Origin of the sequence: Streptomyces sp. MK37H (assembly GCF_018035285.1) — a bacterium.
Lineage (GTDB): Bacteria > Actinomycetota > Actinomycetes > Streptomycetales > Streptomycetaceae > Streptomyces > Streptomyces endocoffeicus.
Map to the genome: position 1 here is coordinate 14,853 of NZ_JAAAYH010000003.1, position 18,475 is coordinate 33,327.

Below are 18,475 nucleotides of genomic sequence, written 5' to 3' on the forward strand. Positions count from 1 at the left end.
TGCGCGGGTGCCGCCGTCCGGGGCGCGGTCGCCGCACGGGAGCTGTCGTCTCGCTCGCCGGGACCGGATCTGTCGGCACCGGCGAAAGTCTTCTGGTCAGTGCGCCGGCCGGACCCGGGTGGCTCCCAAGTGCATCGGCGGCGCATCGACGGCGGCCCTACGCGGGACCTTCCGGCGCCATCGCGGCGGTCAGCTCGGCGGCCGTGGATGGAGCGGCCTGAGCTGCCTCGCGATCGGGCGCGAGCGGGTCGGTCACCGTGCCGGACTCCTCATCGAGCAGCCCCTGCGCCAGCCTGGTCACCGCTGCGGGGACCGGCGGCGCCAGGTCGGCCGTAGCGCGGAGACCGGACAGGACGTCGTCGGGTCGCACGGCAGGTGTCAGATGCCGTACCACCAGCCGCAGTATCGCACAGCCACCGTCGCCGGGCCTATCTGCCCGAGCCGGAAGGGTCTCCAGCCGGGCCACCGCGGCACGGGCGTCGAAGGTTCGCAACCCGTTTTTCGTCCGGCGTTCCACCTCGACCGTGTCGGCCTCCAGGAAGGCCGCGACGGCACGCTCGGCGTCCGCCGGGGCGACCTGGTCGAGCCGGATCTCCCATACGGACGCCTGCAGCCGGTCGGCGAGCCCCGAGGTGTGGGCCTCCACGGACTCGATCACATCGAGCCCCTCGGGCAGCGACTCGTCGAGGACCGCCCCCAGCTTCTCGGGGTCGCGCGCCTCGGTCAGCTGGATCTCCAGGTACTCCGCCTCGCTGCCGGTGCCGGTGGGTGCGGCATTGGCGTAGGACACCTTCGGATGCGGAGTGAAGCCCGCCGAGTACGCCATCGGCACCTCGGCGCGGCGCAGCGCCCGCTCGAAGGCGCGCTGAAAGTCGCGGTGGCTGGTGAACCGGAGGCGGCCGCGCTTGGTGTAACGCAAACGGATGCGCTGCACCGCGGGTGCGGGCGGCGGGCCTTCGGGCTGTCGCTTGCCCAGGGGACTGTCTCCTTGTACTTCCTTGCCGTCGAACACCAGGGCCACGGGGGCCCTGATGTCTTCCAGCCTACTTTGTGGGCGACGCGGACGGCCCGGTGACGGAGGGCCGCCGGACGGCTACGTCACCGCCCGACCGGCTACGTCACTGTCGGACGGCTACTTCACCGCCCGACCGGTACGTCACCGCCGGACGGCTACTTCACCGACAGCGGCAGCAGCTTCCGTCCGGTGGGGCCGATCTGGATCTCGGTCTGCATCTGCGGGCAGACGCCGCAGTCGAAGCAGGGGGTCCAGCGGCAGTCGTCCACCTCGGTCTCGTCGAGGGAGTCCTGCCAGTCCTCCCACAGCCAGTCCTTGTCGAGGCCCGAGTCGAGGTGGTCCCAGGGCAGGACCTCCTCGTAGGTGCGCTCGCGCGTGGTGTACCAGTCGACGTCGAGGCCGAAGTCGGGCAGGGTCCGCTCGGCGCACTCCATCCACCGGTCGTAGCTGAAGTGCTCGCGCCAGCCGTCGAAGCGGCCGCCGTCCTCGTAGACGGCGCGGATGACCGCGCCCACCCGGCGGTCGCCGCGCGAGAGCAGGCCCTCGACGATGCCGGGCTTGCCGTCGTGGTAGCGGAAGCCGATTGAGCGGCCGTACTTCTTGTCGCCGCGGATCTTCTCGCGCAGCTTCTCCAGCCGGGCGTCGGTCTCCTCGGCGCTCAGCTGCGGGGCCCACTGGAAGGGGGTGTGCGGCTTGGGGACGAAGCCGCCGATGGAGACCGTGCAGCGGATGTCGTTCTTGCCGGACACCTCACGGCCCTTGGCGATGACCTTGGTCGCCATGTCGGCGATCTGGAGCACGTCGTCGTCGGTCTCGGTGGGCAGACCGCACATGAAGTACAGCTTCACCTGCCGCCAGCCGTTGCCGTACGCGGTGGCCACCGTACGGATGAGGTCCTCTTCCGAGACCATCTTGTTGATGACCTTACGGATGCGCTCACTGCCGCCCTCGGGGGCGAAGGTGAGGCCCGAGCGGCGCCCGTTGCGGGTCAGCTCGTTGGCGAGGTCGATGTTGAAGGCGTCCACCCGGGTCGACGGGAGGGACAGACCGATCTTGTCCTCCTCGTACCGGTCGGCGAGGCCCTTGGCGATGTCGCCGATCTCGGTGTGGTCGGCGGAGGACAGCGACAGCAGGCCGACCTCCTCGAAACCGGTGGCCTTCAGCCCCTTGTCGACCATCTCGCCGATCCCGGTGATCGACCGCTCGCGCACCGGGCGGGTGATCATGCCCGCCTGGCAGAAGCGGCAGCCCCGGGTGCAGCCGCGGAAGATCTCCACCGACATCCGCTCATGGACGGTCTCGGCCAGCGGCACCAGCGGCTGCTTGGGGTAGGGCCACTCGTCGAGGTCCATGACGGTGTGCTTGGACACCCGCCACGGCACGCCCGAGCGGTTCGGCACCACGCGCGAGATCCGCCCGTCGGCCAGGTACTCCACGTCGTAGAACTTCGGGACGTAGACGCTGCCGGTGCGGGCGAGGCGGAAGAGCAGCTCATCGCGGCCGCCCGGGCGGCCCTCGGCCTTCCAGGCGCGGATGATCCCGGTCATGTCGAGCACGGCCTGCTCACCGTCGCCGATCACCGCGCAGTCGATGAAGTCGGCGATCGGCTCGGGGTTGAACGCGGCGTGGCCGCCCGCGACCACCACTGGGTGGTCCTCGGTGCGGTCCACGGCGTCCAGGGGGATGCCGGCGAGGTCCAGCGTGGTGAGCAGGTTGGTGTACCCCAGCTCGGTGGAGAAGGAGACGCCGAGGAAGTCGAACGCGGAGACCGGGCGGTGCGAATCCACGGTGAACTGCGGCACCTTGTGCTCGCGCATCAGCTCCTCGAGGTCCGGCCACACGCTGTAGGTGCGCTCGGCGAGCACGCCCTCGCGCTCGTTGAGGACCTCGTAGAGGATCATGACGCCCTGGTTGGGGAGCCCGACCTCGTAGGCGTCCGGGTACATGAGCGACCAGCGTACGTCGCAGGAGTCCCAGTCCTTGACGGTGGAATTGAGCTCACCGCCTACGTACTGGATGGGCTTCTGCACATGCGGCAGCAGGGCCTCGAGCTGTGGGAAGACCGACTCGACAGACATCGCGGACTTTCGTGAAGCTGACAGGGGTGACCCTCAAGCGTACCTGCCCCGCCGGGCGCCCTCGCCACGGATCAGGCCTCCAGGTCCGCCCGGTCAAGCCGCCAGGTCCGCCCGGTGCTTCTTGCGCGAGATCTCGGCCCACAGGTCCGGCAGCTCACGCTCGCGGGCGGCCGCCCGCTCCTCCTCCCTGCCGTACAGCAGCCCGAAGGTGAAGTCGCTCTCCCCCGCCACATGGGCCTGGGTGGCCAGCTGCCGCAGCGCCTCGCGCGCGACGACGCTGTCCTGGTGGTCGCCGAGCACGTCCTGCACGGCCTGCATACGGCGGGCGAACCGCTTGGCGGACTTGCCCAGCGCGGGCCGGGCCGTCTCGGCGGCGTAGCGGACCCGCTTGGCGGCCTTACGGGCCTGGTGGATGGCGATGTCGCGGTCCGGCCCCGGGGGCGTCTCCAGCGCGGTGGCCATACGGCCGGCGAGCCGCTCGTAGTCGCGCAGCACGGCCTTGGCGACCACCGGCGCGGCCGGCTTCGCGGCGTCGCGGCGCAGCGGCGGATCGGCCGCCAGGGCGTCGAGGGTGTCCAGGAGCGTCAGATAGCGCTCGCTGTCCAGCGCGCCCAGGACGGTGGCGCGGGCGCCGTCACGCCGCCCGTGCGACCAGTGGTGCAGCCGTTCGCACACCGGGCCGCGCCGGAGCTCCTCCGGCAGCTCGGCGAGACGGCCTTGGAGCCGCTCGGTGAGCACCTCACGGTCGCGTTCCACGCCGAGCTCACCGGCCAGCCACTTCAGCTCGTCGCCGATCGGATCGGTCACCGAACGGTCCAGGACGTTGCGGTAGGAGCGGAACGCGCTGCGCAGCCGGCGGGTGGCGACCCGCATCCGGTGCACCGCGTCCGGCACGTCCCCGCGCACGGCCGGGTCGAGCCGCACCAGGGCATCGATCTGACGGCGTATGTAGTCCAGGACGACATCGTCGGCGCCGAGCGGCCGCCGGGGCTCCGACGCGGCCTGTGCGACCTGGCGGGCGGTCTTCGCGGGCTTGCCGGGCTTGGCGGGCTTGCCGGGCCCGCCTCCGCCGCTCTCGACCGCGCCCGCGGCCTGCTCCGTCTCGGCCAGGGCCTTGGCGAGCTTGGAGGGGGTGTCGGCCCGGTGCAGACCGCCGTCGCGCAGCCGCCCCTCGACCGCGTCGAGCAGCCGCTGATCGTGGCCCCGGCCCTCGGCGAGCTCGACCTCGACCTCGGTCCACCGGACCGGCTCGCTCTCCTCGGGCGCCAGCCGCCGGGCCGTCACGCGGTCGACGGACACCTCGGCGAGCACGGTGCCGTCGGCGTCCACCAGATCCTTGCGGTCCCGCTCGGTGTGCAGATGGGCGAGCGGGCGCAGCGGATCGTGGCGGACCCGCGAGCGCAGCAGCGTGGCCATCTCGGCGGGCACCTCGTCGCCGAGCGGCGCCCGCAGCTCCTCCCGGGTGTCCGGCCCGACGGGCAGCTTCAGATGCCAGCCCTCGTCGTCGCCGCCGGTGCGGTGGCGCAAGGTGATGCCGTCGGCCAGCAGCCGCCGCCCGGGGGTGTCGTAGTACGTGGCGTCCAGGGTGGCGACTCCCCGGCTCACCACGGTCGCGACCGGCCCCGCTCCGGTCAGTTCGGGCAGGCCCGGCAGGTCGGGCCGCCCGGACGGACCGGCTTCCTCGGCGGTGGCCTCGTACTTGCGTTCTATCTCCTGCTTCGTGTCCACCATGTGAGTCACCTACCCGAACTCGGGCTTATCAGCCCCAAGCGGAGACTCGACGCCAAGCGGACTCTATGCGGAGACGGGCCTCTGCACCCGGATGGACTGGAGCAGTCCGATCGCGATCCATACGGCGAACATCGAGGATCCGCCGTAGGAGACGAACGGCAGCGGCAGACCGGCCACCGGCATGATGCCCAGCGTCATCCCGATGTTCTCGAACGCCTGGAAGGCGAACCAGGCGATGATCCCGGCCGCGACGACGGTCCCGTACAGCTCCGTGGTGTCGCGCGCGATCCGGCAGGCGCGCCACAGCACGACCCCCAGCAGCAGGATGATCAGGCCCGCGCCGAGGAAGCCGAGCTCCTCCCCCGCGACCGTGAAGACGAAGTCGGTCTGCTGCTCGGGGACGAACTGACCGGTGGTCTGGGTGCCGTGGAAGAGCCCCTTACCGGTGAGCCCGCCCGAGCCGATCGCGATCCGTGCCTGGTTGGTGTTGTAGCCGACCCCGGCCGGGTCGAGCGCGGGGTTGGCGAAGGCAGCGAATCGGTCGATCTGGTACTGGTCGAGAACGTGCAGCTGCCAGACGAGCAGCGCGCCCACCACGGCCGTGAGGATGAGCCCCGCGATCCAGCGGTTGGACGCGCCGGAGGAGAGCAGCACGGCGAGCACGATCATCGCCATGACCATCACCGAGCCGAGGTCCGGCATCAGCAGGACGATCGCGATGGGCAGCCCGGCCAGGCCGAGCGCCTGGACGACGGTGCGGTGGTCGGGGTTGAGCCGGTCGCCCGCGTCCACGCGCGCGGCCAGCAGCATCGCCATCCCCAGGATGATCGTGATCTTGGCGAACTCACCCGGTTGCAGGGAGAATCCGCCGCCGACCACGATCCACGCGTGGGCGCCGTTGATGGTCGAGCCCAGCGGGGTGAGCACGGCGAGGACGAGGATGACGGACAGCCCGTAGAGGACCGGGACCGCACCGCGCAGGGTGCGATGGCCCAGCCAGACGGTGCCGATGGCGAGCAGCAGCCCGATGCCGGTGTTGAGGGCGTGCCGGACCAGGAAGTAGTACGGGTCGCCCTGGTTCAGCTCGGTGCGGTTGCGGGTGGCGGAGTAGACGAGCGCCCCGCCGATCGCGGACAGGGCCAGCGCGGTGAGCAGCAGCACCCAGTCGAGGCGGCGGACGACCGAGTCGCGCGCCATGAGCTTGCTCCAGGCGCCGCGCTCGGGGGTGAAGCGGCGGACGGAGTACCCATGCGTGGACGCGCTCATGAATCAGCTCCCCGCCGCCGCTCCCGCGCGGCCGCCTCGAACTGCTTGCCGAGCGGCTGGGACTCGATGGAGCCGTCCGACGAGATCTTCGGCAGTTTGGCCTGCGGCTGGGGCAGCAGCGCCTTCTTCTTGTCGATGCCGCCCTTGGCGTCGACCCCGTACAGCGCGTTGTAGATCTTGCGCACGGCGGGGCCGGAGGCGCCGGAGCCGGTGCCACCCTGGGAGATCGTCATGACGACCGTGTAGTCCTTGGTGTACGTGGCGAACCACGAGGTGGTCTGCTTGCCGTAGACCTCCGCGGTACCGGTCTTGGCGTGCATCGGGATCTTGTTCTGTGGCCAGCCCTGGAACCGCCAGGCGGCGGTGCCCCGGGTGGCCACGCCGGCGAGCGCGCTGTCGATCTTCTTGTGCAGTGCGGCGCTGATCGGCAGCTTGCCGTGCGCCTTCGGCTTGATCTCCTGGATGTCCTTGCCGTCGGGGCTGACGATCGCCTTGCCGACGGTCGGGTCGTGGAGCGTGCCGCCGTTGCTGATGGCCGCGTAGATGGTGGCCATCTGGATCGGGGTGACCAGGGTGTCGCCCTGACCGATGGAGTAGTTCACGGAGTCACCGGCGCGCATCTTCATGCCCTCGAGGCAGTTCTCGTAGGCGATCCGCTGGCCGTAGGACCCGTCCTTCTTGCCGGTCTTGCACCAGGCGTCCTTGTTGGCCTTCCAGTAGTCCTTCTTCCACTGGCGGTCCGGGACCCGGCCGGTGACCTCGTTGGGCAGGTCGACTCCGGTCTCCTTACCGAGGCCGAACTGGTGGGCGGTCCGGTAGAACCAATCCCCCGGCTTCTTCTTGGGCTTGTTGCCGCCGTCCTTCTTCCACTCGTCGTAGGCGATCCGGTAGAAGACGGTGTCGCAGGAGACCTCCAGAGCGCGGCCGAGGCTGATCCCGCCGTAGTTCTCGGACTCGAAGTTCTTGAAGACCTGGCTGCCGATGTTGAACGAGCTGGTGCAGGCGTAGGGGCCGTTGAAGTCGTAGCCGGCGTTGACCGCGGCGGTCGTCGGGATGACCTTGAAGATCGAGCCGGGGGCCGCCTGGCCCTGGATCGCCCGGTTGAGCAGCGGGTAGTTGGACTTCTTGCCGGTGAGCTGCTTGTAGTCCTTGCCGGAGATGCCGCCGACCCAGGCGTTGGGGTCGTACGTCGGGTTGGACGCCATGGCCACCACCCGGCCGGTCTTGGCCTCCATGACCACGACCGCGCCGGAGTCCGCCTTGTAGTTGGTGCCGGTGTTCCGGTCGTGCTGCTTGCGGGCGTCCCGCATCGCCTGGTCCAGCTCCTTCTCCGCGACGGCCTGGACCCGGGAGTCGATGCTGGTGACGACGTTGGCGCCGGGGCGGGCCCGCTGGCTCTCCCGCTGGCCGATGACCCGGCCGAGGTTGTCGACCTCGTAGCGGGTCACCCCCGCCTTGCCGCGCAGCTCGCTGTCGTACTGGCGCTCGAGGCCGTTGCTGCCGACCTGGTCGGAGCGGAGCAGGGGCGACTTGGTGCGCTCGGCCTCCTTCACCTGCTCATCGGTGACCGGGGAGAGATAGCCGAGCACCTGGGCGGCGTTGGAGCCGGCGGGCGCGGCGTAGCGGCGCACGGCGGTGGGCTCGGCGCTGATGCCGGGGAAGTCCTCTTCGCGCTCGCGGATCTGGAGCGCCTGCTTGGCGCTGGCCTCGTCGGTGATCGGGATGGGCTGGTACGGGGAGCCGTTCCAGCAGGGCTGCGGGGTCTTGGCGTCGCACAGCCGGACCTTGTCCATGACGTCCTTGGGCTTCATGCCCAGGACGTCGGCGAGGCGGGTGAGGACGGCCTTGCCGTCGTCCGGCATCTTCATCAGCTCGGTGCGGCTGGCGGAGACCACCAGACGGGTCTCGTTGTCGGCCAGCGGCACCCCGCGGGCGTCCAGTATGGAACCGCGCACGGCGGGGTGGACGACCTGCTGGACGTGGTTGTTGGCGGCTTCGGCGGTGTACTCGTCGCCGTTGCGGATCTGGAGGTACCACAGGCGTCCGCCGAGGGTCAGCAGCAGCGAGAAGACCAGGATCTGGAGGCCGACGAGCCGGATGGTGACCCGGGAGGTCCGTCCGGTCTCAGGAATATTACTCATGGCGTCCCCTGAGGGCGGAGGCGGGAGACGGGCGGGCGGCGGGCGACGGGAGGACGGCGGGCGACGGGAGGGCGTTGCTCACAGGCGCTTGACCCCCTTGATGCGTGCCGTCCTGTTCTTCCCCGTGCGGGCCAGCAGCCCGCCGCGCTGGCTGCCGATCCGGGGCGCCCGGCCCGGGCGCCTGAGCCGGCTCATCCGGCCGATCCGGCCGGTGCTGACGCCGCCCGCCGTGCTGATCCAGCGGGACGGGCTCTCGCCGCCGCCCGCGCTGTCGGCCATCGGATCGTTCTCACTCCGTCTGGCGAGCCCCATGATCAGCGGCACCGTGAAGGGGGCCAGCAGCAGGTCGTAGAGGGCCGCGGTGAACAGCAGCTTGCCCAGGCCCACCTGACGGGCCGCGTCGTCGCCGACGAGGATGCCGACCCCGGCGTACAGCAGTGTGGCGCCAATGGCCGCCGCCACGACCACCAGCATCGGCCCGGTGGCCGACCTGAGCTGGCCGCTCTCCGGCTTGGCGAGCCCGGCCAGATAGCCGATGACGCACAGCACCAGGGCATAGCGGCCCGCGGCGTGGTCGGCGGGCGGGGCGAAGTCGGCGAGCAGCCCCGCGCCGAAGCCGATGAGCGCGCCACCGGTGTGGCCGTAGACGAGCGCGAGGCCGAGCACGACGAGCAGCAGCAGGTCCGGCACGGCGCCGGGCAGTTGGAGGCGGGCCAGTACGCAGATCTGGACGACGAGGGCGAAGACCACCAGGCAGGTCGACAGGACGATCCGGTTGAGGTGCAGCATCGGTCAGCTCCTGTTGGCGGCCGGGCTGGTGGCGGTGGCGGAGGGGTTGGCCGTGACGGTGACCGTGGGCGTCGGCTTGGGCTTCGCGGGCTTGGGCGGGAGCACGCTGTCCCGCGGACTGACGCGCGGCGGCTGGACGACGACTCCGACGATGTCCAGCTTGCTGAACTGGACGTACGGGCGCACCTGGAGGGTGCGGGTCAGATCGCCCCCGGTGGGATCGACGCGGACGACCTTGCCGACCGGGACGCCGGGGACGAACGGCTTGTCCGCCTGAGAGCCGAAGGTGACCATCCGGTCGCCCTTCTTGATCCGGGCCTTGCCGTTGAGGAGCTGCACATGGAGCGAGCGGTCGCCGCGCCCGGTGGCGAAACCGAGCTCGCCCGATCCCTCCATACGGGTGCCGACGGTGAAGTCCGGGTCGATGGCGAGCAGCACGGTGGCCGTCGAGGAGCCGACGGTGGTGACCCGGCCGACCAGCCCGTCGCCGTTGATGACGGTCATGTCGCGGCGGATGCCGTCGCCGCTGCCCATGTCGATGGTGACGGTCCAGGAGAAGCCCTGGGCGGCGCCGATGCCGATGACCTGGGCGCCCTTGATGCCGTATTGACCGGCGCCGGCGGTCTTGAGCAGCTTGTCGAGCTCGGCGGAGCGGGCGCGATCGCGGGCGTTGTTGCCGAGCCGCTGCTTGAGCTTGGTGTTCTCCTCCTCCAGCCGGCGGACCCGGTCATGCCGGTCGCCGGATTCCCGTACGGCGGCGACCGCGTTGCCGACCGGGTCCACGGCGGAGGCGACGCCGTCCTCCACGGGCCCGAAGACGGAAGCGGCGGCGTGCCGGGCGCCGTCGAGGGGTGAGTCCTCGCCGCCGCGGATATCCACCGTGATCAGCGCGAACGCGATGGCGACCAGCAGCACCAGGAGCAGCCGGCTCTCTCGTGTGTCCCTCACGTGCGGCGACGTGCCTTCCTCGTCGAAGTCGGACCGGTGCCGGGGATGTGGTGACCCGGTCGGTCCTGGGGAGCCTTATGCCTGTATATCAGCGTTCCGCCGCACGGGCAGCCAACCACCCGTACGGCCGGTCCGCCGGGTTGTCATCTGCGGGGCTGGGCGTCCAGCACCTGCTGGAGCGCCTCGAACTCCTCCACGCACTTGCCGGACCCGAGTGCGACGGAGTCCAGCGGGTCCTCGGCGATGTGGATCGGCATCCCGGTCTCGCGGCGCAGCCGCTCGTCCAGGCCGCGCAGCAGCGCGCCGCCGCCGGTGAGCACGATGCCGCGGTCCATGACGTCGCCGGAGAGCTCCGGGGGGCACTTGTCGAGGGTGGTCTTGACCGCGTCGACGATCGAGTTGACCGGCTCCTCCATGGCCTTGCGGACCTCGGCGGCGGAGATCACCACGGTCTTGGGGAGGCCGCTGACGAGGTCACGGCCGCGGATCTCGGTGTGCTCCTCCTCGTCGCCCTCGTACGCCGAGCCGATGGTGATCTTGATGTTCTCGGCGGTGCGCTCGCCGAGCAGCAGGCTGTACTCCTTCTTGATGTGCTGGATGATCGCGTTGTCCAGCTCATCGCCCGCCACCCGGATGGACTGCGCGGTGACGATGCCGCCCAGCGAGATGACGGCGACCTCGGTGGTGCCGCCGCCGATGTCCACGACCATGTTGCCGGTGGCCTCGTGGACCGGAAGGCCGGACCCGATGGCCGCCGCCATGGGTTCCTCGATGATGTGCACCTGACGGGCGCCTGCCTGGGTGGACGCCTCGATGACGGCACGGCGCTCGACCCCGGTGATACCGGACGGCACACAGACGACCACACGGGGCCGGGCGAGATACCGTCGCTTATGGATCTTGAGGATGAAGTACCGCAACATCCGCTCGGTGATCTCGAAGTCGGCGATAACGCCGTCCTTGAGCGGACGCACAGCGACGATGTTGCCAGGGGTGCGGCCGATCATCTTCTTCGCCTCGGCGCCCACGGCGAGAATTCCGCCGGTGTTGGTGTTGATGGCGACGACGGATGGCTCGTTGAGGACGATCCCGCGGCCCCTGACGTACACCAGCGTGTTGGCGGTCCCGAGGTCGACAGCCATGTCACGGCCGATGAACGACATGTTGTTCCCCATGAGGATACGTCAGGCCTTCCCTGCTGGAGCGATTGCTTGCTTGAGGTCGGCAGGATGGGTGTGCGCTGCGAGGCGCGGAGGCTTCATCGTAGTCACGCCCGCTCGAACACGCTGCGGGGGTCCTCCGCCATTGTCAGCAGAACACGACCCCGCCTCCTCTAATGGTGACGTCGTGTCGCGGAGATGCGTTCCCCCGATCGGCTCGCATATGCCGAAGGGCGGCCGGGTAATTCGGCCGCCCCCAGGTCAGCAGGGGTGTGGCAAGCTGATGATCAAACTGATGGCCGATCAGTAACGATCGGATCGGGATCAGGCCAGCCCGGGAAAGAAAATCTTGATTTCCCGTTCGGCGGACTCCGCCGAGTCGGAGGCGTGGATCAGATTCTCCCGAACGATGGTGCCGAAATCGCCACGGATGGAGCCCGGCGCCGCGGCGATCGGGTCGGTCGGCCCGGCCAGCGCCCGGACGCCCTCGATCACCCGCTCGCCCTCGACCACCAGCGCCACGGCGGGACCGGAGGCCATGAACTCCACCAGCGGCTCGTAGAACGGCTTGCCGACATGCTCGGCGTAGTGCTGCTCCAGGACCTCACGCTCCAGCTGACGCAGCTCGAGGGCGCTGATCGTCCAGCCCGCCTTCTTCTCGATCCGCCCCAGAATCTCGCCCACCAGTCCGCGTCGGACGGCGTCGGGCTTGAGCAGGACGAGCGTGCGCTGGCTCACGGTGCGGGCTCCTTTGGGAAAAGACATGCGGCGGGGCTGTGAGGCAGAGGCTACATGGGTGAACGAGGGCCACGTCACGCAGTGTCAGGCGAGGCGGCCGAGGACGCGGCGAACCGCGCCTTGGCCTCGTCGACCTTGCGGCCGAAGTGGACCGAGGCCCACCACAGCGCGGCGAAGACCGCCCCGAGGAAGAACATGGTGGGCACCACGAAACCGCTCAGCACCAGGCCGATCTGCAGGGCCCAGCCGATCTGCACCGCCCCCGGACGGCTCAGCAGCCCGCACAGCAGCACACACAGCCCCATGGCGATTCCGCTGACCGTCCAGACAGTGCCCGTGGACAGCCCGGACGTCTTCATCGCGACCAGCCCGGCGAAGCCGATCACGAAGAACTCGCCGATGAGGGTGGAAGCGCACAGCGTTCGCATATCAGCCCTTTCCCAGGAGGAGCCGGGCCTCGCCGACCGTGATCACCGACCCGGTCACCAGAACGCCCGCTCCGGCGTATTCGCCCTCTTCCTCCGCCAGGGTGATGGCGGCCTCCAGAGCGTCGTCCAGCCGCGGCTCGACCTGGACCCGGTCGGAGCCGAAGACCTCGACGGCGATCGCGGCCAGCTTGTCCGGGTCCATGCCGCGGTGGCTGGAATTGCCGGTCACCACGACCTCGGCGAAGATCGGCTCAAAGGCTTCCAGCAGACCGCGGACATCCTTGCCGTCACTCGCCCCGACCACACCGATCAGCCGGCTGAAGTCGAAGGACTCGGTGACCGCCGCGGCGGCGGCACCGGCACCCGCGGGGTTGTGCGCGGCGTCCAGCACCACGGTGGGGCTGCGGCGCACGACCTCCATCCGGCCGGGCGAGGTCACGGACGCGAAGGCGGAGCGGATGGTGTCGATGTCGAGCGGACGGGCGTGCTGGGAGCCGACGCCGAAGAACGCCTCCACGGCCGCCAGCGCCATCGCCGCGTTGTGCGCCTGGTGGGCACCGTGCAGCGGGAGGAAGACATCGGTGTACTCCCCGCCGAGGCCGCGCAGGGTCAGCAGCTGACCGCCGACCGCCACCTCCCGGGACAGCACACCGAACTCCATGCCCTCACGGGCGACCGTGGCATCCACCTCGACCGCGCGCTTGAGCACCACGGAAGCGGCCTCCACCGGCTGCTGCGCGAGCACCACGGTGGCGTCCTGCTTCACTACGCCGGCCTTCTCGACGGCGATCTGCTCCGGAGTGGTGCCGAGCCGGTCGGTGTGGTCCAGTGAGATCGGCATGATCACCGCGACGCCCGCGTCGATCACATTGGTGGCGTCCCAGGAGCCGCCCATGCCGACCTCGACCACCGCGATGTCCACCGGCGCATCCGCGAAGGCCGCGTACGCCATTCCGGTGAGCACCTCGAAGAAGGACAGCCGGTGCTCCTGCTGGGCATCGACCATCTCGATGTACGGCCGGATGTCCTGGTACGTCTCGATGAACCGCTCGGCGGAGATCGGCGCCCCGTCGAGGCTGATCCGCTCGGTGATCGACTGGACATGGGGGCTGGTGTAGCGGCCGGTGCGCAGCTCGAAGGCGCCCAGCAGCGACTCGATCATGCGGGCGGTGCTGGTCTTACCGTTCGTACCGGTGATGTGGATCGACGGATAGGCCCGCTGCGGCGAGCCCAGGATGTCCATCAGCGACTCGATCCGCACCAGCGACGGGTCCAGCTTGGTCTCCGGCCAGCGCCGGGCCAGCTCGCCCTCCACCTCCCGCAGGGCGCGGTCCACCTCGGGGTCGGCCGGGCGGGCCGGGATGCCGTCCCCCTGCGGCGGCCCGGACTGCGCACGCAGCGTCCGGCTGCCGGCCTCGATCACCGCCAGATCGGGGTCGCGGTCGGTCTCGGCTCCGACGATCTCTTCGAACTCGTCGGACTCGTTCTGGGGGCGCTCCTCGCTCACGCCGACCAGTCTACGAGGGAGGGGTGACAACCCGGCCCAGCGCCATCCGCACCCAGGTCACGAGCCGGTATCTGTGACAAGGCGGCTCGCCTCCGGGGCGCCTATGCCTCCCCCAGCTACCGCTGGGAGGTGCCCCCTGTCGACGTGCTCGGTCGCCCACGCGGCGGAGCCGCAGATCAATCGCAGCCCTCGCTCCCTGCGCGCGCTCTCCCTTTCGACAGCGACGCGCCCCTTCGGCTCACTCGCCGGCCAGCGCCGCCTTCATCATCGACTTGGCGATCGGCCCCGCCAGACCGCCGCCGGAGATGTCGGCGCGGGCCGCGTCGCTGTCCTCGACCACCACCGCGACCGCGACCTTGTGGCCGCCGCCGGCGTCCGCGTAACTGATGAACCACGCGTACGGATTGGCGCTGTTGTTCTCACCGTGCTGGGCGGTGCCGGTCTTGCCGCCCACCGTCACCCCGGGGATCTTCGCGTTGGTCCCGGTGCCCTGGTCCACGACCGTCCGCATCGCGGACTGCAGCTCGGACGCCGTGTGCCGGGACATCGCCTGGCTGTAGGTCTTGGCCGAGGTCCGGTCCAGGGCGGACGCGCTGCCGTCCGTGGTCCGGTCGATCTCGTACGGGGTCATCAGCTTGCCGTCGTTCGCGATAGCCGAGGAGACCATCGCCATCTGTAGCGGAGTGGCCGTCACATCGAACTGCCCCATACCGGTCAGGGCCGTCTGCGAGTCGTTCATGCCGCTCGGGTAGGTGCTCTTCGCGGCGCGCACCGGGATGTCCAGCTCGGCATTGTCGAAGCCCAGCTTCTTGGCCTCCGCCGCCACCTTGGACTGGCCGAGGTCCACGGCCATCTTCGCGAAGACCGTGTTGCACGAGTACTGCAGGGCGGTGCGTATCGTCGCGTTCTCGCAGGGCGCCGACCTGTTCTCGTTGTGCATATCGGTGACCGTGCCCGGCAGCCGGTACGGATCCGGACTCTTGGTCGGCTCGTCCACCGACGAGTACAGCCCGTTCTCCAGCGCCGCGGCGGCGACCAGGACCTTGAAGGTCGAGCCCGGCGGGTACGTCTGGCGCAGCGCGCGGTTCAGCATCGGCTGCTTGTCGTCCTTCTGGAGCGCGGTCCACGCCTTCTGGTCCGCCGTGGAGGAGCCCGCGAAGGTGCCGGGGTCGTACGAGGGGGTGCTGGCCAGGCCCAGGACGGCGCCGGTGGTGGGGTCGATCGCCACGGCCGCGCCGGTCTTGTTCCCCAGCCCCTCGTAGGCGGCCTTCTGCACGGCCGGGTTGATCGTGGTGACCACGTCGCCGGGCTTGGACCGCTCCCGCGTCACCGCCTCGAGCGGGTTCTTCAGCCGACTGTCGGAGCCGTCGAGCACCTGCCGCTCCAGGGCCTCCACCTGAGTGCTGCCGTAGGACTGGGAGGCGTAGCCGGTGATCGGCGCCCAGAGCTTCCCGTCCGTGTAGGTGCGCTTGTACTTCAGGTCGCCCTTGGTGGCGGCCGAGCCGGTGACCGGCTTGCCGCCGGCGATGATGTCGCCCAGCGGTCCGGCGTACTCGGAGATGGCCACCCGGGCGTTGCGCGGGTCTTCCCGGAGACTGTCGCCTCTCGCCAACTGCACATAGGTGACCCAGGCGAGCAGGGCCAGCACGAGCAGCAGCGAGAACACGGATGCCCTTCTCAGCGGCTTGTTCATGGAGGGGGAGCTCCTTCCGGGACGTACGGCCGGATAACTCCCTGAAGGCAGTGTTTGGTTCCCGGTGGGGCTTTGCTGTGTGGTGCCTGTGAGGCGTCTGTGGGGCTTCTCCGGGGGCCTGCGAGGCTTCCTCCGGGGCGTCTGTGGCACATCGCACACACCTCACGCACAAGCGCCCCCCGCCGGATTCCGGCGGGGGGCGCTGTGGTGCGATCGGTACTCCTCGGTGGTCAGCCCTTGGGGAGGGCCGCCAACTGGGCGGTGATCCGGGCGATATCGGCCTCGGCGGTCGCCTGCCGGGTGCGGATCTTCTCCACGACATGGTCGGGGGCCTTGGCCAGGAAGCCGTCGTTGGACAGCTTCGCGGTCGTCTGCGCCTTGTCCTTCTCCGCCGCGGCGAGGTCCTTGGCCAGCCGCTTGCGCTCGGCCTCGACGTCGATGGCGCCGGACAGGTCCAGCGCCACGGTCGCGCCCGCGACCGGCAGCGAGGCGGTGGCCGTGAAGTCCTCACCGGCCGGCTGGAGGCGCAGCAGGGAGCGCATCGCGTCCTCATGGGCGGCCAGCGAGGTGCCGGACAGCTCCAGCCGGGCGGGGACCCGCTGACCGGGCTGAAGGCCCTGGTCGGCGCGGAACCGGCGGACCTCGGTGACCACCTGCTGGAGGTTCTCGATCTCCCGCTCGGCCGCCTCGTCCCGGAAGCCGCTGTCGCCCGGCCAGTCCGCGATGACGACGGACTCCTGGCCGGTCAGCGAGGTCCACAGCTTCTCGGTGACGAACGGGACCACCGGGTGCAGCAGCCGCAGCGTGACGTCCAGGACCTCGCCGAGGACGCGCCGCGCGGCGTCGGCCTCCGCGCCGCCCTTGGCGAAGGTGGTCTTGGACAGTTCGACGTACCAGTCGAAGACCTCGTCCCACGCGAAGTGGTAGAGGACGTCGGAGAGCTTGGCGAACTGGTAGTCCTCGTAGTACGCGTCGACCTCGGCGACCACCGCGTTCAGCCGGGACAGGATCCAGCGGTCGGTGGCGGACAGCCGCTCGGGGGCGGGCAGTTCGCCCTCCACCGTGGCGCCGTTCATCAGCGCGAAGCGGGTCGCGTTCCAGATCTTGTTGGCGAAGTTGCGGGACGCCTGGACCCAGTCCTCGCCGATCGGGACGTCCACACCGGGGTTGGCGCCGCGGGCCAGGGTGAAGCGGACCGCGTCCGATCCATAGGTGTCCATCCAGTCCAGCGGATTGACCGCGTTCCCAAAGGACTTGGACATCTTCTTGCCGAACTGGTCACGGACCATGCCGTGCAGCGCGATGGTGTGGAACGGCGGGGTGCCGTCCATGGCGTACAGGCCGAACATCATCATCCGGGCGACCCAGAAGAAGAGGATGTCGTAGCCGGTGACCAGGACCGAGTTCGGATAGAACTTCTCCATGCTCTCGGTCCGCTCGGGCCAGCCGAGCGTGGAGAACGGCCACAGGCCGGAGGAGAACCAGGTGTCCAGGACGTCGCTGTCCTGGTGCCAGCCCTCGCCGCCCGGCGGCTGCTCGTCCGGTCCGACGCAGACGACCTCGCCGTTCGGCCCGTACCAGACCGGGATCCGGTGGCCCCACCACAGCTGGCGCGAGATGCACCAGTCGTGGAGGTTGTCGACCCAGTCGAAGTAGCGCTTCGACATGTCCTCCGGGTGGATCTTCACCCGGCCGTCGCGGACCGCGTCGCCCGCGGCCTTGGCCAGCGGGCCGACCTTGACCCACCACTGCATGGACAGCCGCGGCTCGATGGTGGTCTTACAGCGCGAGCAGTGGCCCACGGAGTGGGTGTACGGGCGTTTCTCGGCCACGATCCGGCCCTCGGCGCGCAGGGCGCCGACGACGGCGCTGCGCGCCTCCAGCCGGTCCAGGCCCTGGAAGGGGCCGTGGGCGGTGATGACCGCGTGCTCGTCCATGACGGTCAGGTTCGGCAGGCCGTGCCGCTGCCCGATCTCGAAGTCGTTCGGGTCGTGGGCCGGGGTGACCTTGACCGCGCCGGTGCCGAACTCGGGGTCGACGTGCTCGTCGGCGACGACCGGGATCCGGCGGCCGGTGAGCGGCAGCTCGATCTCGATGCCGACCAGGTGGCGATAGCGCTCGTCGTCGGGGTGGACGGCGACCGCGGTGTCGCCCAGCATCGTCTCGGCACGGGTCGTCGCCACGACGATCGAATTGTCGCCCTCGCCGTACCGGATCGAGACGAGCTCGCCGTCATCGTCGTCGTACTCCACCTCGATGTCCGAGATGGCCGTAAGACAGCGCGGGCACCAGTTGATGATGCGCTCGGCGCGGTAGATCAGCTCGTCCTCGTAGAGCCGCTTGAAGATCGTCTGGACGGCCTTGGAGAGCCCCTCGTCCATGGTGAAGCGCTCGCGCTTCCAGGCCACGCCGTCGCCCAGGCGCCGCATCTGGCCGGAGATCTGCCCACCGGACTCGCTCTTCCACTGCCAGACGCGCTCGACGAACGCCTCGCGGCCCAGGTCGTGGCGGGAGACGCCCTCCTTGGCCAGCTCGCGCTCGACCACGTTCTGCGTGGCGATACCGGCGTGGTCCATCCCCGGCTGCCAGAGCGTCTCAAAGCCCTGCATTCGCTTGCGCCGGGTGAGCGCATCGATGATCGTGTGCTCGAAGGCATGGCCGAGGTGGAGCGAGCCGGTCACATTGGGGGGCGGGATGACGATGGTGTAGGGCTCTTTGTCGCTCTTCGCGTCCGCCTCGAAGTAACCGCGCTCTACCCAGCGCTCGTACAGCGGCCCCTCTACATCGGCCGGCGCGTACTGGGTCGGCAGTTCGGGGTGGCTGTTCGGCCCGCTCGTGGGGCGCTGCGAAGAGTTCTCGGTCACGCCCGCAGTCTAAAGGGCCGCGGCCTTCCGTTACGAACCCGTTGTGGCCCCGGCGCCAAGGCGCCCGAGGGCGTCGGGAAGGATGTTTGGTACCTGTCATGCGCATAAGGAGAGGCA

At 70.0% G+C, this 18,475-nt stretch carries 13 protein-coding genes; all 13 read right to left on the reverse strand.

The genetic code is table 11. The features are described from left to right. Positions 1-157 precede the first annotated feature (157 nt). The 13 genes from GWI24_RS01155 to GWI24_RS01215 all read right to left on the reverse strand — a co-directional run bounded on the left by GWI24_RS01155 (position 158) and on the right by GWI24_RS01215 (position 18,358). A complete protein-coding gene (locus tag GWI24_RS01155) occupies positions 158-934 on the reverse strand; it encodes a TIGR03936 family radical SAM-associated protein (protein WP_210944038.1) in 777 nt (258 codons plus the stop codon). A gap of 236 nt (positions 935-1,170) precedes the next feature. Beyond that, the gene (locus tag GWI24_RS01160) at positions 1,171-3,093 is read right to left on the reverse strand and encodes a TIGR03960 family B12-binding radical SAM protein (protein ID WP_210943995.1); all 1,923 of its coding nucleotides are present in this window, start codon (positions 3,091-3,093) and stop codon (positions 1,171-1,173) included. A 93-nt stretch (positions 3,094-3,186) separates the two neighbouring features. After that, positions 3,187-4,824, reverse strand: coding sequence for a CYTH and CHAD domain-containing protein (locus GWI24_RS01165; RefSeq protein ID WP_210943997.1), 1,638 nt, complete (start codon positions 4,822-4,824; stop codon positions 3,187-3,189). Positions 4,825-4,887: 63 nt separating this feature from the next. Next, the gene (gene rodA / locus GWI24_RS01170; protein WP_210944000.1) at positions 4,888-6,090 is read right to left on the reverse strand and encodes a rod shape-determining protein RodA; all 1,203 of its coding nucleotides are present in this window, start codon (positions 6,088-6,090) and stop codon (positions 4,888-4,890) included. Then, complete coding sequence (gene mrdA, locus GWI24_RS01175; RefSeq protein WP_210944001.1) at positions 6,087-8,231, reverse strand: penicillin-binding protein 2; 2,145 nt, start codon at positions 8,229-8,231, stop codon at positions 6,087-6,089. The genes rodA and mrdA overlap by 4 nt, the downstream gene beginning before the upstream one ends. A 78-nt stretch (positions 8,232-8,309) precedes the next feature. After that, positions 8,310-9,017: a rod shape-determining protein MreD gene (mreD, locus tag GWI24_RS01180; protein WP_138916133.1), complete on the reverse strand. Its 708-nt coding sequence runs from the start codon at positions 9,015-9,017 to the stop codon at positions 8,310-8,312. A 6-nt stretch (positions 9,018-9,023) separates the two neighbouring features. Further along, on the reverse strand, positions 9,024-9,968 hold the full coding sequence (mreC, locus tag GWI24_RS01185; protein ID WP_210944003.1) for a rod shape-determining protein MreC: 945 nt from the start codon (positions 9,966-9,968) through the stop codon (positions 9,024-9,026). Between the two features lie 143 nt (positions 9,969-10,111). Continuing rightward, the gene (locus GWI24_RS01190; RefSeq protein ID WP_037946248.1) at positions 10,112-11,131 is read right to left on the reverse strand and encodes a rod shape-determining protein; all 1,020 of its coding nucleotides are present in this window, start codon (positions 11,129-11,131) and stop codon (positions 10,112-10,114) included. A gap of 321 nt (positions 11,132-11,452) precedes the next feature. After that, complete coding sequence (ndk, locus tag GWI24_RS01195) at positions 11,453-11,866, reverse strand: nucleoside-diphosphate kinase (protein ID WP_020871339.1); 414 nt, start codon at positions 11,864-11,866, stop codon at positions 11,453-11,455. A 74-nt stretch (positions 11,867-11,940) separates the two neighbouring features. Continuing rightward, a complete protein-coding gene (locus GWI24_RS01200; RefSeq protein WP_037945949.1) occupies positions 11,941-12,294 on the reverse strand; it encodes a DUF4233 domain-containing protein in 354 nt (117 codons plus the stop codon). A 1-nt stretch (position 12,295) separates the two neighbouring features. Next, positions 12,296-13,801 (reverse strand): folylpolyglutamate synthase/dihydrofolate synthase family protein, encoded by a 1,506-nt coding sequence (locus GWI24_RS01205; RefSeq protein ID WP_210944005.1) that lies wholly within the window; start codon positions 13,799-13,801, stop codon positions 12,296-12,298. A 238-nt stretch (positions 13,802-14,039) separates the two neighbouring features. Beyond that, positions 14,040-15,494 carry a penicillin-binding protein 2 gene (locus tag GWI24_RS01210; RefSeq protein WP_210944006.1) on the reverse strand — a complete coding sequence of 485 codons (1,455 nt, stop codon included), beginning with the start codon at positions 15,492-15,494 and terminating at the stop codon, positions 14,040-14,042. 230 nt (positions 15,495-15,724) lie between these two features. Next, a complete protein-coding gene (locus tag GWI24_RS01215) occupies positions 15,725-18,358 on the reverse strand; it encodes a valine--tRNA ligase (RefSeq protein WP_210944008.1) in 2,634 nt (877 codons plus the stop codon). Positions 18,359-18,475 lie beyond the last annotated feature (117 nt).